12 protein-coding genes are annotated in these 16662 nt (G+C 46.8%); 9 read left to right on the top strand and 3 right to left on the bottom strand.

Going from position 1 to position 16662, the window contains the following annotated elements; all coding sequences use genetic code 11:
- The 3 genes from Q0090_RS00800 to Q0090_RS00790 all read right to left on the bottom strand — a co-directional run.
- Positions 1-213, bottom strand: a 213-nt coding sequence (locus Q0090_RS00800) for a hypothetical protein (protein WP_297946510.1), incomplete at its 3' end; no start/stop codon positions are given.
- A 112-nt stretch (positions 214-325) separates the two neighbouring features.
- A complete protein-coding gene (locus Q0090_RS00795) occupies positions 326-1744 on the bottom strand; it encodes a BACON domain-containing protein (RefSeq protein ID WP_297946507.1) in 1419 nt (472 codons plus the stop codon).
- 23 nt (positions 1745-1767) lie between these two features.
- The gene (locus tag Q0090_RS00790) at positions 1768-3423 is read right to left on the bottom strand and encodes a hypothetical protein (RefSeq protein ID WP_297946505.1); all 1656 of its coding nucleotides are present in this window, start codon (positions 3421-3423) and stop codon (positions 1768-1770) included.
- Positions 3424-4299: 876 nt separating this feature from the next.
- Between Q0090_RS00790 and Q0090_RS00785 the strand changes: the two genes are divergently transcribed.
- The 9 genes from Q0090_RS00785 (at position 4300) to Q0090_RS00745 (ending at position 16553) form a co-directional block, all read left to right on the top strand.
- Positions 4300-4773, top strand: coding sequence for a hypothetical protein (locus Q0090_RS00785; protein ID WP_297946501.1), 474 nt, complete (start codon positions 4300-4302; stop codon positions 4771-4773).
- A gap of 67 nt (positions 4774-4840) precedes the next feature.
- A complete protein-coding gene (nusA, locus tag Q0090_RS00780; RefSeq protein WP_297946498.1) occupies positions 4841-6208 on the top strand; it encodes a transcription termination factor NusA in 1368 nt (455 codons plus the stop codon).
- 77 nt (positions 6209-6285) lie between these two features.
- Complete coding sequence (infB, locus tag Q0090_RS00775) at positions 6286-9246, top strand: translation initiation factor IF-2 (protein ID WP_297946495.1); 2961 nt, start codon at positions 6286-6288, stop codon at positions 9244-9246.
- A 184-nt stretch (positions 9247-9430) separates the two neighbouring features.
- Positions 9431-9961, top strand: coding sequence for a CvpA family protein (locus tag Q0090_RS00770; RefSeq protein ID WP_297946493.1), 531 nt, complete (start codon positions 9431-9433; stop codon positions 9959-9961).
- Between the two features lie 67 nt (positions 9962-10028).
- On the top strand, positions 10029-11513 hold the full coding sequence (sufB, locus tag Q0090_RS00765; protein ID WP_297946491.1) for a Fe-S cluster assembly protein SufB: 1485 nt from the start codon (positions 10029-10031) through the stop codon (positions 11511-11513).
- Between the two features lie 44 nt (positions 11514-11557).
- Positions 11558-12322 (top strand): Fe-S cluster assembly ATPase SufC, encoded by a 765-nt coding sequence (sufC, locus tag Q0090_RS00760; RefSeq protein WP_297946489.1) that lies wholly within the window; start codon positions 11558-11560, stop codon positions 12320-12322.
- Between the two features lie 11 nt (positions 12323-12333).
- Positions 12334-13698 carry a Fe-S cluster assembly protein SufD gene (sufD, locus tag Q0090_RS00755; RefSeq protein WP_297946487.1) on the top strand — a complete coding sequence of 455 codons (1365 nt, stop codon included), beginning with the start codon at positions 12334-12336 and terminating at the stop codon, positions 13696-13698.
- 93 nt (positions 13699-13791) lie between these two features.
- Complete coding sequence (gene ispE / locus Q0090_RS00750) at positions 13792-14628, top strand: 4-(cytidine 5'-diphospho)-2-C-methyl-D-erythritol kinase (protein ID WP_297946484.1); 837 nt, start codon at positions 13792-13794, stop codon at positions 14626-14628.
- Positions 14607-16553 carry a YgiQ family radical SAM protein gene (locus tag Q0090_RS00745; protein WP_297946481.1) on the top strand — a complete coding sequence of 649 codons (1947 nt, stop codon included), beginning with the start codon at positions 14607-14609 and terminating at the stop codon, positions 16551-16553. Before ispE ends, Q0090_RS00745 begins: the two co-directional genes overlap by 22 nt.
- Positions 16554-16662: the final 109 nt, after the last annotated feature.

Here is a 16662-nt window from a genome sequence, read left to right as displayed (position 1 = left end):
GTAGCCATCCCATTTAGCCGTTACCTCTTGAAGGGGAGTACCATCACCCCAATTGATTTTTACTTTGGAGCCTTTCTTGGCATTAAACCCGATGCTCACATCGGTTGCACCTTGTTTGACAATAAACTCTACCTTGTGGGCAAAATCTTCTTGTGCAGAGAGCCCAAGGCACGTCATGCAGAGCACAACCATCGATAGTAATAGTTTCCGCATAATTAAAAGTTAGTTTGTTTTTCGTTCCTATTCTAGAAGGCGAAGAGCAAGGTTATTACTTCAAACCTATCACGATAGGAGAAGTAACAACCTCACTAATCTAACCCAATATTCATCTTCTTCGGAGCACCACTTCTCTCAATCGAGCTGCAGAGCTAAACGAATCATCTTGTGTAAAAGTAACAAAAGAAGAGGCATAGCTTGCTCCGGACTTATCTATAAAGTAAGAAGCTAGCACCTTATTCGTAGCATTATAATAGGTGTAAAGAGTCCCCTTCATCATGTACTGGTTGACATTCTCTTGCGACTTAAACTCAAAGCCATTCCCATGAAGGAATTCACGAAAGAGAGCATCATCGCTAATTTGAGTCTTGTTCCAAGCTGTATTAAACCCTACCGAAATAATGGTCACCACATCCTCTGTATCTGCTTTGGTCTTAGAGTAAGAGATGGAAGAAATACCGGCCTTACCGGCACCATTAGGGCGAGCATACTCTACATCAAAGGGAGGATGCGCCATAATCTCGGGCTGTACAGGGGGAGTTGTAGAGAGATCTCCAGCCTTAAACTCTGCCTTAAACTTACGGTTTTTCTCTAACTGGATGATAGGGCTATCCCCCGATATAGGCTTACCAAAAGCCTCAAAAAATGGGATATAGAGAGCCTCACGCTTTTTATTAGGATCGGGAGCAGGGGCATCGCCTCCAGACGTACCATAGGTAAAGACAAAGAAACATTCAGAATTTCCTCTTGCGGCAACAAGAAGGGTGAATCCCTGCTCTTTATTCGTATAGTTATACACAGTAAGCCCTGAGTAAGTCACCGTCTTTACAAAAGAGAATCCATTGTTTTCGAGCCACTGCTTCTTCGCAGGTTCCTCTAGCGACTCCACGCTTTTTACACTCTTGGAGTAAGCTACGATATCAACATTCTTTCCTACACGCTCATAGACAACCCGGTAGAAATTAGTTCTACCCTGTGTCTCGGGCGTCGTAGTAAACTCAAGGTTTCCTCCCTGAGGATTACAAGTAGGACGCAGACCCAATTTCTGCTCATAGTCTTTAATCTCAGCATCGGTGTACTTATCTATATTCTTCTTGAGGAAGAGAGGAAAGTCTTTGGCATCTGCCACAAAGCCACTTGGAGTGGGATTACTATTCACCTTTGCCGCTTGTGAGACCCTTATCTCTTTGGTAGCAGTTCCAGCGATTACCTTGAGTACAGTCTCACGAGATTGGATTGCGTCATTGGCAGTGGCCGCAAGAGTCAAATGCTTCTGAGCGTAGACGATTGTGAGCCAATCTGCCTCACACCTAGTCTCCACCTTCTCCACATTGGTCTCAACATCCAAAACCTTCGTTCCTCCCATTGCTTCAAAAGCAACTTCATTAGAAGAGATTGTAAGGGCATCCTCTTTAGGATCTATCCTTGGGTCTACGCCAGGTACTGCCCTGTCACAACTTGTAAAGCCCCCTAGCGAAACCAAGGGGAATACCCCTAGGATAAGGGTCAATAAAAACCTTGTTTTCATACTGTATCCAGATTATAATTTTCTTACTTTCTAGTGTATGTGCGATGCTTAGCACGGCGCATCTTTATCTCGGCACGCTTATCAATAGATTTACGGAAGGCCTTGGACTTTGCAGAGGAGCTCTTGAATAGGATAAGAGCAGTACCCCCTTGAGGCGTTTCCTTACCATCACTCTCAATCCAGAAGTAGTTAGTAACAATGGCATCTATCTTCAGAGTCTTATTTGTAAACTCCCAAGTATCCTTGGCAGAATACTGGCCGCGTGTATGCTGTTTGTCCTTAGAGAGAACAAAGCCCCAAGCTGTCATCATCTTCGTAAAATCGGCGAAATCGGCATTTTCGCCAAAGCGTTTTACAAAGTCCATGTCGCACTCATAGTACTTATAAGCATCCTCCTTAGGCTCATCATAATCTACGTTTGCACCATAGTAAGTCCAACCAATAACATCGAGAGGAAGCTTCTCTCCCACCGTAAGAGAGAGGGTTAGTTTAGCAGGCTCAAATCCGTATTCACCCGAGAGAGAATCCGTAAACTCGGGAAGGCGGCCACGTCCCTTTTCGAAAGCGGCAATAGGTCCATCCAGTTTTATAGACTCCCGAAATGTTGTATAGGGCATAAAGCTATCATACTCTTCTGATGGGGTTATCTTGCCTGCCTTAGGGAATAGTGTAATGGTAGAATTAGCCCCAATGAATCCTATCGCAAGAGTATAGAATTCGTTATCACTTAGGAGCATATCCCCCTTTAGAGTTGGCTTGGGAAAGCCATTCTTTATGAAGTAATCGGCAACAGAAGCATCGTTATTGAAGACATTCTGAGAGAGAGAAACAGAGTTACATACGATACTCGGGAGAGCTTGGCCTTCCGCTTTAAGATTGTACGAAACGATCTGCAGATTATGTGTATTGTTCTTCTTGGCAACAAATACAAGTTTGCCGTTGGTACTACTCTTCTCTACGAAGATACGCCCCACCTTTGCTTCGTGCTCTTTGATCTTTTCGGGGGTAAGGCTAGCAAATGCCACGTCACAAAGAGGGAAATCTTTACGCGTAGCATCAAATTTTTCTGATGGAGCTTTCGTGCTCTTTAGGTACATGATGGTTGCAAGCTGAGCACTCAAGGGTTGGAACATTACGATGAACTTATCTCCTTGATAGATATTCTTTTCGATTGCCTCATACCCCTGATTCTCAAGGATGTCCTGCACATTTTCTCTTAGATTATCCGTATTCTCAAAAAGGAGATCTCCCCGCATTATGATTGCAGCACTCTTGAGCATTCCTCTACCCTCTTGCTCTATCTCATAGCGGCGAAGTACTTGTACCTTCTTATCCTTAGGCTCTTCGTTTTCTCCGGGTTCATACCGATAAACCTTATGACCATCCTCTACTTTTTCGTCTTTAAGGGTAGACTTGTACTTGGCTTCCCAAGCTTTTAGTTCCTTTTCTCCAGCAGTAAAATCAGCAAAGGGGACGGGCAGTTGTGCCAGTTTTCCCTCTTTGTCGAGAACGATAATAGGCTCGGCCGTGGGCACTTCTTCCCCTTGGTTAGGGCCATCTGGAGTAGGGGTAGGGGTAGGAGCCACCGAAGGTGTGCATGCCGTAAAGGCAAAAGTGAAAACACTCCAAGCAAGGATTAAAAATCCTGCAAACGATACTTTCTTTTTCAATTGTTCCATAGTTTTTTATCTCTATCTACCAAGTAATCTGTGCCACAATGCACTCCGCTCAACCCATCTGCACTTTTACGAGCTACAGAGCATGGCTCTCATGTCACTTGTTATTACCTAGCGGACCAAAAGTAGTAGTTTTGTAATAACCTGCCAAATTCATTAATAAAAACAACCAGAGATGGCGAGAATAAAGAATTCCACAAACTGAAAAGAATACAATCTAACGAAACAGATCAATACCTAAAAGCGTAATAGACCGACAAAAAGCAGTGTTTCGAGACACATTTGTGAATATTATTCCCCATGCAAAATGTATAAAGAAAGGAGAAAAAAAAACATTCAGTTTGCCAAGACAATTGCATCAGCACTCCGTCCTCTTTCCTCAACACTCAAAAGGAGGGTTCCCGAACATCTATTACTCAATCGGCACAAGAGACAATACTATGCCTTATACAGATAAGAGTAAGCCTCCAAAGAAAGTGTTACAATCCCACCCTATTTCATTCCTCGTATCAGACACCATATTATATAAGGAGACATCTGTATTATGTAGAGAAGGAGAGATCTATTTAGGGAGAGAAGACTATAAATGAATTTTTCTCGAGACATTTCCTCCACCATTAGGCAGGATGCTAGAATCTGAAAATCAGGAATAATAGCCTAGAAAGTTGGGCAATCCAATTTTTCATTGTACCTTTGCGCTAGGAACCGGTAGAATGAGGTAACACTCCGTTTTACATCCGGTACGTAGGTGGAGGAAACCATGCGTAACAGCGGTTCCCTCCTTTTTGTCTTTAGACCTTTCGCAAAAGGAAGAGGCTAGGGGCCGGGGAGTTTGCGTGACACCCCAATAGGAGGCATAGCACAGAATAGACTCAAAAGATGAAGAGTGTAACAGAAGAAATAGTACAAAAGAAGCTTGATGAGATGCTGGATGCTACTGAGGAGTTTGTAGTCTCTTTGAGCATAAGCCCGGCTAATGACATCGTGATTGAGCTCGACAGTCTCTCGGGGATAACCATAGAACGCTGCGGAGCTATCAGCAAGGGGATAGAGGCAGCACTCGACCGTGATAATGAGGATTTTTCCATAGAAGTAGGCTCTGCGAGCCTCTCGGCCCCCTTCCGCAATGAGCGTCAGTTTGCCAAACATCAAGGAGATCCTATCGTAGTACTATTCTCAGATGGTACGAAGCGCAATGGCATCCTCTTAAGTTCCGACCAAGAGGGGTTTGTGCTACAATATGAGGAGATGATCCCCTCCCCCGATGGCAGGCACAGCAAAAGACGCTACGAGCAACGCGAGTGCCGAATCCTCTACTCCGAGACTAAGAGTGTAAAATACAACTTCGATTAAAAGACCACTTCTACCGAAGTAAAACGAAACAATACAACGGATACAAAACTATCACAGATATAGACCTATGGCTCAGAAACAAGCACACACGAGCATGACCGAAACTCTGACAGAGTTTAAGGAACTAAAGAATATCGACAAAGAGACCCTTATCAACGTACTGAAAAGCGCCTTTATGAGCGTTTTGTCCAAGATGTTTGGGACAGACGAAAACTTTACGATTATCGTAAGTCCTGAGATGGGGGATTTGGAAATCTGGCGTAATCGCATGGTCGTTGCCGATGGGAGCGTGCAAAATCCTAACTTGGAAATTAGTCTGAGCGATGCTTTGCCACTAGACCCAGATGCCGAGATCGGCAGTGAGGTTACAGACTCCATCAACTTTGCATCCTTTGGTCGCCGTGCCATCCTCAACCTCCGCCAAGCCCTACAAGGCAAGGTGCTAGAGCTACAAAAAGAGAACCTATACAAGAAGTTCCAAGAGCGTGTTGGGCAAATGATTTCTGCTGAGGTTTATCAGGTATGGAAGCGCGAGGCTCTTCTTGTAGATGACGAGGGGAACGAGTTGCTCCTACCCAAATCGGAGCAAATCCCTGGGGACTACTTCAGAAAAGGTGAGAGTGTACATGCCGTAATTGACCACGTAGATTACGAAAACAACAATATCAAAATCTATGTATCGCGCACCAGCCAAGAGTTTCTAAAGCGTCTCTTCGAGCTCAATGTTCCAGAGATTGGCGATGGACTTATCACGATTAAGCGAGTGGCTCGTATCCCTGGAGAGCGTGCCAAGATGGCGGTAGAGTCTTACGATGATCGTATTGACCCCGTAGGAGCTTGTGTGGGTATGAATGGTAGCCGTATCCGTGGTATTGTACGTGAGCTAAAGGGGGAAAATATTGACGTAATGTCTTATACCACCAACTCAAGCCTCTTCGTACAACGAGCTTTAAGCCCCGCAAAGGTTTCGTCCATCGAGATCTTACCCGAAGAGCTAAAGGCCGAAGTCTACCTGAGCCCCGAGGAGGTCCCCATGGCTATTGGTAAGAATGCCTCTAATATTAAGTTGGCATCCGCCCTAACAGGGTACAAGATTGAGGTATTCCGAGACATAGAAGAGAACGACGAAGAGGATATTTTCCTCAACGAATTCAACGACGAGATCGAGGATTGGGTACTAGAAGTGCTCAAAAACATCGGGTGCAATACAGCCTTGAGCGTGCTACGCATCCCTCGTGCAGAGCTAATCTCAAAAGCAGACCTCGAAGAGAGCACTGTGGATCATGTATTAGAAGTTCTATCCTCTGAGTTTGATCCTGAGGAACTTGAGCGCATCGGCTTTACAGCCCCCGAAGCTACATCTGAAGCAGAATCCGTGGAGGAGGCAGACTCTGAGAGCAATGACACTCTCCCCTCAGAAACCCCTGAGGCTTAAGAAACAAAAGGTAGCACATAATAAAAACGAGATTAATTAGAAGGATATAATATATAGAGGATAGAGGAGAAATAAGAATGGAGATAAAACTTTCGGAAGTACAAAAAGAACTCAATATCGGATTAGGGTCTCTCAAGCCATTTCTTGAGGAGCACGGTATTGCAAAGGGTGCAACTCCCAATACGCGTATCGATAAAAAAACAGCGCAACTCATCATTGACAAGTTTCGTCCCAAGATAGGGAAAGAGGAAGGCGAGAAGCTTCTCGCACTGTTCTCTGCGGACAAAAAGAAGGAGAGTAAACCAACAAAGCCCGCCCCCTCTCAAGAGTCAGAAAAAGAACCAAAAGAAGAGACCTCCGAACCCTACTCTCCCACCAATGTGACGGAGCAATCTCCCACACTCAAAATATTGGGTCACCTCGATAAGAGTGGCAAGGCCGTTATGAATGATAAGCCTATAGAGCTTGTTGTGGACTCCTCTACCCCATCTACTTCCGAGACTTCAGATATTCCCACAGCACCTGTTAAGGCTAAAGAGAGTAAGACGACCGCCCCTTCTACAAAAACGAGTCAGGAAAAAGAGGTAGAAGTAAAGGAGATAGTTGCCCCTAAAAGCGAGTCTCCTAAAGAAGCGCCCAAAGAAGAACCCAAGAAAGTCTCTGCTCCTCATCCTGTTTCAAAAGCAGAAAAGCCATCTCCCAAGCAACACAAAGAGGAGAAAGAAGTAAAGAAAGAATCAGTGGATCCCGTAGCTCCTAAGAGTGAGGCACCAGCCGCTCCCAAGGGGGAAGAAAACCACTCCAATTCTGAGATTTATCGTCCTTCGGAACGCAAAGAATTGGGGGTAACAGTTATCGGGAAAATCGACTTAAACACCATCAATCCTCCCAAGAAAACAGATAAGGGAGAACGCAATAGAGGCCGAAGGAAACGCATCGGTTCACAGGCTATTGATGTAAAAAGTGAGGCAGCAAAGGGCATCGACCCGGTAAATCCCAATGTCCGTCGCAACTCTGGCGGCAATAAAAACGGGGCGGCTCCCCAAGGTTCTACTCCCAATAATCAACGTAGACGCAACAAGAAGGAGAACAACAAACCGATAGCTCCTAAGCAAGAAATTACCGAAGAAGATGTACAAAAGCAGGTAAAGGAAACACTTGCCCGCCTACAAGGTAAGAAGACATCTTTTGAGAAGAAAGCACGTATCCGCAAAGATCGTCGCGACGCAGCTCGCCAAGCTGCCGAGGAGGCTCTGGAAGCCGGTGAAAGAGAAAGCCGCATCCTCAAACTCACAGAGTTTGTAACCGTAAGCGACTTGGCAAACATGATGGACGTACCTGTGAATGAGGTAATTGCCACATGTATGAGTATTGATATGATGGTATCTATCAATATGCGTCTCGATGCCGAAACCATCAAACTCGTAGCAGAAGAATTTGGATTCGAAACCGAGTTTGTAAGTGCCGAAGTGGTAGAAGCCATCCAAGCAGACGAAGAAGAGGATAAGGAAGAAGACCTCGTACCTCGTGCTCCTATCGTAACCGTAATGGGACACGTAGACCACGGTAAGACCTCTCTCCTCGACAATATCCGTAAATCAAACGTAATTGCCGGTGAGGCCGGAGGTATTACTCAGCACATTGGTTCCTACAATGTACAACTTCCCTCCGGGCGCCGTATCACATTCCTAGATACACCGGGTCACGAAGCCTTTACGGCCATGCGTGCTCGTGGTGCCCAAGCAACCGACATTGCGATCATTATCATTGCCTCAGACGACAAGGTGATGCCTCAGACCAAAGAGGCTATCAACCATGCAGCGGCAGCAGGTGTCCCCATGGTATTTGCCTTCAATAAGATAGACGTACAAGGGGCAGATCCTAATAAGATCCGCGAGCAGCTTGCTGCTATGAACTACCTCGTAGAGGATTGGGGTGGTAAGTATCAATGCCAAGAGATCTCTGCGAAAAAGGGTATCGGCGTCAATGAATTGCTAGAAAAAGTACTGCTCGAGGCCGACATGCTCGACCTAAAGGCCAATCCCAACCGCCGTGCTCAGGGGCTTATCATAGAGTCTTCTCTAGACAAGGGCCGTGGTTATGTTTCCAACATCTTGGTACACAATGGTACTCTGCATGTAGGGGATATCATCCTTGCAGGTAAGTATTATGGTCGTGTAAAAGCGATGTTCAACGAGCGTAATCAATCTCTCAAGGCAAGCGGAGCCGGGCCATCTGTACCTGCAACCATACTCGGGTTCAATGGTGCGCCTTCGGCTGGAGATACCTTTAATGTACTTGAGAGCGAACAAGAAGCTCGTGATATTGCAACACGCCGTATGCAGCTACAGAGAGAGCAAGGCTTCCGAACTCAGAAGATGCTCTCCTTAGACGAAATTGGGCGACGCATTGCCATCGGAAACTTCCAAGAGCTCAACCTTATTATTAAGGGGGATATGGACGGATCTGTGGAAGCCCTATCGGCTGAGATCGAAAAGCTATCAACCGAAGAGATTGGGGTTAATGTAATCCACAGAGGTGTGGGACAGATCTCAGAATCAGACGTTGTACTCGCAGAAGCATCGCAGGCCGTTATCATTGGATTCCAAGTACGCCCCAGTGCCATAGCTCGTAAGAATGCAGAGCAACAAGGTGTAGAAATACGTACCTACTCTATTATTTACGATGCAATTGCAGACGTAAAGAGTGCGATGGAAGGGATGCTATCTCCCGAAATCAAGGAGGTGGTTACGGCATCACTCGACGTACAACAAACCTTTACGATAGGCAAGGTGGGTACAATTGCCGGCTGTCTTGTAAAGGAAGGAAAGATCAAACGCTCCGACAAGGTACGTGTAATCCGCGATGGTATTGTAATACATTCTGGGGAACTTGAGTCTCTCAAACGCTTCAAAGATGATGTGAAAGAAGTGGCTCTTGGGCTCGATTGCGGTCTCAACATTAAGGGCTTCAACGACCTTCACGAGGGTGATGTTATCGAATCCTACGAAGAGATCGAAGTAAAGAAAACACTCTAAAATGCATAGCAAAATTCCCCTCGTGCCTATCACGAGGGGGGATTGACAATAGTATTCTCCACATATATGAATAATAAAAGGAGTTACTGAGGTACTTATTCACGTATTACACGAAAACAGGCACCCACAGCAACTCTTTTTATTGTTTGTCGGAGCATAGCTAATTCTTGATAACTAAGACGAAATGAACTGGTTAGACCTTGTTATTATTGTTATCGTCGGGCTATGTCTCTTCAAGGGCTTCTCCAAAGGGTTTATACATCAGGCTGCTTTCTTTGTCGCTATTGTGGTTGGGATTGCGGTTTCCGGGGTGGTAGCAAGCTGGCTAGGCGGTGCATTTTCTTCTCTGCTAAAGCTAAGTGATAAGACATCAAACTCTGTAGCTATTGCCCTATCCTTCCTGCTTATCTTGGGAGCTGTATATCTGGCAAGTGAGATTCTCACGAAAATCCTCAATGCTACCCCCCTAGGGATATTCAACAGGTTGCTGGGAGGCTTGGTAGGTGGACTCACATCCCTTGCCGTACTCGGCTACATCTTTGTTTTTGTAGACTCGGTATTTATTCCGGCTGCCACCCTTACCAAAAAGTTAAGCAACGCCCTCGAATCTCCTTCTCTATCAAAAGAAGAAAGAGAAGCTGCTGAAGAAGAAAAAGATATTCGCAAAGAGTCTGCACTATACTACCCCGTAAAAACTTTGTCCCAACTATTTTAGCTCCTCGGCTGTTGGATAAAGAGAACGAATTGATAGAACAGACTTCTAAAGAAAAAGAAGAAAATAAATGAAAGATAGCACTCACCCTCAACCCTCTTCTCAAGGAGAACCTAAAGAAGACATACTACAAGAGGTAACGCAGGGAGACTATAAATATGGATTCGAAACGAAGATCTCTACTGAGACCATCGAGCGTGGACTCAGTGAAGAGGTGGTACGTTTGATTTCAAAGAAGAAGGAAGAGCCCGAGTGGCTTCTCGACTTCCGTCTCAAAGCTTACCAGCACTGGCTTACGCTAAAGCAGCCCAAGTGGGCACATCTCCACATCCCACCCATCGACTACCAAGACATCATCTACTACGCAGCTCCCAAGCAAAAGGTCTCTGAGGGTACACCCGGAGAGATCGATCCGGAGCTAATGAAGACGTTCGACAAGTTAGGGATTCCCCTACATGAGCGACAGATATTAGCCGGGAATACGGCTGTAGATGCTGTAATGGATAGCGTCTCGGTAAAAACCACATTTAGGGAAAAACTCTCTGCCCTAGGCATTGTTTTCTGCTCCTTCAGCGAAGCTGTAAAAGAGCACCCCGAGCTAGTAAAGAAATATCTTGGCAAGGTAGTGAGCTATAGAGACAACTACTTTGCGGCACTCAACTCGGCTGTCTTCAGTGACGGTTCATTTGCTTATATCCCCAAGGGGGTACGATGCCCTATGGAGCTCTCCACCTACTTCCGCATCAACGCTCGCAACACGGGGCAATTCGAGAGAACTCTCATTGTCGCAGACGATGATGCCTACGTGAGTTACCTAGAGGGCTGTACAGCTCCCATGCGTGACGAAAATCAGCTCCATGCTGCCATCGTAGAGATCATTGCCGAAGAGAATGCGGAGGTCAAGTACTCCACCGTGCAAAATTGGTATCCGGGCGACAAAAATGGCAAAGGCGGTATATACAACTTCGTAACCAAGCGAGGGCTTTGCCGTGGTAACAACTCAAAAATCTCTTGGACCCAAGTAGAGACAGGCTCTGCCATTACCTGGAAGTATCCGAGTTGTCTCCTTGTAGGGGATAACTCTGTAGGCGAGTTTTATTCGGTAGCTGTAACCAACAACTACCAGCAAGCCGATACAGGGACCAAGATGATCCATATCGGAAAAAATACGCGTAGTACCATTGTTTCTAAAGGTATCTCGGCAGGCTCTAGCCACAATAGCTATAGAGGGCTGGTAAAGATATCTGCAAGCGCTGAGGGAAGCCGCAACCACTCGCAATGCGATAGCCTTTTATTGAGCGACCATTGTGGCGCACACACATTCCCCTATGCCGAGGTACTCAACGATACGGCAATCATAGAACACGAGGCTACGACCTCCAAAATAAACGAAGATCAGCTTTTCTACTGCCAACAGCGAGGGATTACCACCGAAGAGGCAGTAGGCTTAATTGTAAACGGCTACGCCCGAGAGGTAATGAATAAGCTCCCCATGGAGTTTGCCGTAGAGGCACAGAAGCTACTGAGTGTAACCCTAGAGGGATCGGTAGGTTAAGAGCAAAAGGTGTAAGATCTAGCAACAACTAAGACTTTTAGAAGATGAGCAAGAAGCTATTAGAGATAAAGAACCTCCACGCCTCTATCAACGGCAAGGAGATATTAAAGGGTATTAACCTCTCGATTAACGAGGGCGAAATACATGCTATCATGGGGCCCAATGGGAGTGGCAAGAGTACACTCTCTTCCGTACTTGTGGGGAATCCCGCTTTTGAGGTTACCGAAGGGGAGGTTACATTCCGAGGTGAAAACATTCTGCCTTTGAGCCCGGAAGAGCGTTCTCATCGTGGGCTGTTCCTCAGTTTCCAATACCCCGTAGAGATACCAGGCGTAAGTATGGCCAACTTCATGAAAGCGGCCATCAACGAGAAGCGCAAGTCACAAGGGCTTCCCCCTATGCCTGCCGCAGAATTCCTCAAACTGATGAAAGAGAAACGCGAATTCGTACAATTGGAGAGCAAACTCTCTAATCGTTCGGTAAACGAGGGGTTCTCAGGAGGAGAGAAAAAGCGCAACGAAATATTCCAGATGGCTATGCTAGAGCCTCGTCTCTCCATCCTAGACGAGACGGATAGTGGTCTCGATATCGATGCTCTGCGCATTGTCGCAGAGGGGGTAAACAAGCTACATACTCCGGAAACAAGTTCTATTGTGATCACCCACTATCAACGTTTGCTCGACTATATTAAGCCTCAATTTGTACACGTGCTCTACAACGGACGCATCGTAAAAGATGGTGGGTCCGACCTCGCTCTAGAGCTAGAAAAACGTGGCTACGACTGGATTAAGGAACAACATACTCTCTGATTACCCTCAATATGGAAAGTATTGCAAAAACCTATCTCGACCTCTTCGATGAGAATAGGCAAGCCATAGAAAAGGGATCTTTTCCGCTGATGAATAATGCCCGTGAGGTGGCTAGAGAGGATTACAGCGCTCACGGACTTCCCTCTCTGCGCAGCGAAAACTACAATCGCACAGACATTCACAAGCTATTCAGTCTCGATTATGGTGTAAATATCAATGGAGTACAATTTCCTCTCCACGATACCAAAGGATTCTCTTGCAATGTAGAGGATATGCCCTATATGCAGGGGATAATCCTCAACGAACGCTTTGATAGAGATCTTTCGCAAGGCTTGGAGCAACTCCCCACCGGTGTGTATATCGGGAGCCTTAGTGCCTTTCTCACGGAGCATCCGGAGCGAGAGTCCCAGTTTGCTAAGATATATGGCAAGTACGCCGAGACGGATATTGACGGCATTGTTGCCCTCAATACCCTATTTGCCCAAGACGCCGTCTTGCTCTTTGTACCCAAAGGGGTGAAGGTAACCGAGCCTCTACGACTCATCCAATTGGTGCGTGCGGATGTACCCATGCTTCTCTTCCGTAGAGTGCTCGTCGTACTTGAGGAGGAATCGGCAATTGAAGTGCTGGTCTGCAACCATACATTAGACAAGCACGATTTCCTTGTAGACCAAGTGATAGAGGTACATGTTGCAGAGAACGCTCAGCTCAAACTCTACGATGTAGAGGAGTCTAGCAGCCGGATGCGACACCTCTCCACTCTCTGTTTGCGCCAATACGAATCGAGTAAAGTACTCATCAACGGACTAACCCTCAACAACGGCATTACAAGGAACTCATATTGGACGCGCTTTATGGGGCCTCATGCCGAGCTTACCCTAGCAGGGCTGGCCATTGGTACTCAAGCTCAGCACGTCGATAACTTCACCTACATAAGTCACATATTCCCCGAGTGCAAAACCAACGAGTTATTCAAGTACATCATGGATGACGAGGCGGTTGGGGCCTTTGCCGGACGTGTTTTTGTATCAGCACAAGCTCAAAAGACCGATGCTCAGCAGAGCAACCGCAATTTGCTGCTCTCGCCCAATGCTCGCATATACTCCAAGCCTCAGCTTGAGATTTATGCGGACGATGTAAAGTGTAGCCATGGTATGACCACAGGGCAGCTCGACGAAGAAGCTCTCTTCTACATGCAACAACGTGGGGTATCCAAAGACGAAGCTCGTACGCTTCTTAGCATCGCTTTTACCGATGATGTAGTTAGACTCATCGAACTTGAACCCCTTCGAGACTCTATCGTAGACGTTATATCCTCCCGCTTTAATAGCCAAGAGATCCGCCACTGCAATAAGTGTGGCAAAGTCTGCTTCTAGGGTGCTCGTAGGCAATATACTAAACAAATCATAGGAGTATTGCAGGGGACTCGAGTATCCCCCCTGCGATACTCCCCTTTGTACCTATCCGAGATGATCACTTTCCCCAATGCCAAACTCAATCTAGGTCTTCGTATTCTAGGTAAACGTGCCGACGGCTACCATTTACTAGAGACGATATTTTTACCTATCACCCTAACCGATGCCCTAGAGATAGTACCTCAAAAGGCAAAGCAAGAGGACACTTGGCGGCAAAGTGGCATCACCATTGATGGCGCCGTAGAGAGTAACACGGTAATTCGTACAATACAAATGATACGAGAGGAGGTCGCTATCCCCCCTCTGGAGGTCGAACTACTCAAAAAAATCCCCTTCGGAGCCGGGCTTGGCGGGGGGTCTGCAGATGCTGCTTTTGCTCTGAAAATGCTCAATCATCGGTTTTCTCTAAATTTATCGGAAGAAGAAATGGCACGAAAAATGGCGCAAATAGGAGCCGACTGCCCCTTCTTCATCTATAATAAACCCATGCTAGCTACAGGAATAGGTGAGGTACTAACCCCCATTGAGATACCCCACGAACTGCGACAAGCAAGTGTAGTACTCATCAAACCTAGCCTTTCGATCTCGACCAAAGAGGCGTATGCTCAAATTACCTGTCACCCGGAGGCTGAGGGCTCTCTCCCATCCTTACTTCAAAATCCCCTTGATCAGTGGCAAGATCTCTTCATCAACGATTTTGAGGCATCACTCTTCGGTCGCTATCCCATTCTCCCAAAAATCAAAGAATCCTTACACAAAGCCGGAGCATTCTACACAGCAATGACCGGCTCCGGATCGGCTATTTATGGCTTCTTCCATACCCCCATTGCCATAGATCATCTGCAATCAATCTACCCTGATAGCTTCGTATGGCAAGGCAATATAGCCTAACGGACTTCCTCCCCACCTCTAAAAAAGAAATGGACGCTCGTGGCTGGGACGAGGTGGACGTTATCTTATTTAGCGGCGATGCCTATGTAGATCATCCCTCCTTTGGGGCGGCCGTGGTAGGACGCTTCCTAGAGAGCCATGGTCTGCGTGTTGCCATTGTACCCCAACCCAACTGGCGAGACGATCTGAGGGACTTCCGCAAATTGGGTAAACCTCGACTCTTCTTTGGAGTTTCCCCGGGGGCTATGGACTCCATGGTAAACAAGTACACCGCTGCCCGAAGGCTCAGGAGTGAAGATGCCTATACACCCGACAAGCGCATAGACATGCGCCCGGAGTATCCCTCCATCGTATATAGTCGCATCCTCAAAAGTATATACCCCGACGTCCCCATTATCCTAGGAGGGATCGAAGCCTCCCTCAGGCGATTGGTTCACTACGACTATTGGCAAAATAAACTCTTGCCGGGGATGTCCATCCTAAGCCCTGCAGACCTAATCATCTACGGGATGGGAGAACTACCACTGGCAGAGGTGGTGGAAAGACTCAAAGCCGGAGCAGATATTGCCGAACTTCGCAAGGTACTCCAGACCACCTACGCCGTAGACGCTCAAGACTTCCAGCCCCAAGAGGGCGACCTCCATCTTTTTAGTTACGAGGAGTGCCAAAAGGACAAGAAGAAGCAGGCAATGAACTTCAAGCATATAGAGGAAGAGAGCAATAAATTCCATGCAAGTCGCATCATTCAACCCTGCGGCGATCGGGTTATTGTTGTGAATCCGCCTTTCCCTCCTATGACTACCGGACAAATCGATGCCTCCTTCGATCTCCCCTACACTCGCCTCCCCCACCCTCGCTACAAGGGTAAGACCATCACGGCCTACGAGATGATCAAGCACTCGGTGAATCTGCATAGGGGTTGCTTCGGAGGGTGTGCCTTCTGTACCATCTCGGCCCATCAAGGCAAATTCGTAGCCTCCAGAAGCGAGGCCTCCGTACTCAAAGAAGTAGGAGCGATTACGGAGATGGACGACTTCAAAGGCTACCTAAGTGACGTGGGAGGTCCCTCTGCCAACATGTATAGAATGGAGGGGGTCAATCGGGAGTTGTGCGCACGTTGTGTACGCCCGTCCTGTATCTTCCCTGCCATATGCCCCAATCTCAACGCCAATCACAAGCCCTTAAATAATCTATTAGACAAGGTGGACAAAATCCCCGGGATCAAGAAGAGTTTTATCGGTAGTGGGGTGCGTTACGACCTATTGCTCGAAGAGTACAAAAATCCCGAATACCAGCGCGAAGCCAGGCGATACACCGAGTCGCTTATAGCCCACCATACCTCGGGCCGACTAAAAGTAGCTCCGGAACACACCTCTCCCAACGTGCTGACAATCATGCGAAAGCCCCCATTTTCTCTATTTGAGCGCTTTACTCGCATTTTTGACGAGGTGAACAAAAAGTACGGACTCAAGCAGCAACTGATTCCCTACTTCATATCCTCACACCCCAATTCTCACGAAGTGGATATGGCAGAATTAGCCGTGCTGACCAAGCGGCTTAACTTCCATCTTGAGCAAGTGCAGGACTTCACGCCTACTCCCATGACCCTTGCCACTGAGATTTATTACACGGGGTACCATCCCTATACACTAGAGAAACTCTACTGCGCCATCTCTCCCGAGGAGAAAAGGAAGCAAAGACGGTACTTCTTTTGGTATAAACCCGAAGAGCGACGCGAACTCATACAAGCATTGCAATCCCTGCATAGACCCGACCTTGTAGAGACTCTTTTTGGTCAGCATGCTGTTCGACAAACCGATTCTTCTAAAAAGAAGAATCCGCGTCAAAGCTCGGAGCAGTACAGCTCTCATGCGCGCTCGTCCAAAAACAAGCCTTCAAAAACAAATTCCTCCAAAAGGCGCTAAACCACCTCCTCCACCAGAGAAAAATAATGCCGATAGGTTGCTGAAGAAAAACTCAGCCTCCTGATGAATTTTTGCAGGGTGAAATCTGCCCGGGAACCAGCCTAAATCC

This window comes from uncultured Porphyromonas sp., from assembly GCF_938023125.1.
Taxonomy (GTDB): Bacteria; Bacteroidota; Bacteroidia; order Bacteroidales; family Porphyromonadaceae; genus Porphyromonas.
Note: the sequence above shows the minus strand (reverse complement) of the source record. Positions and strands in the feature narration are given on the sequence as shown.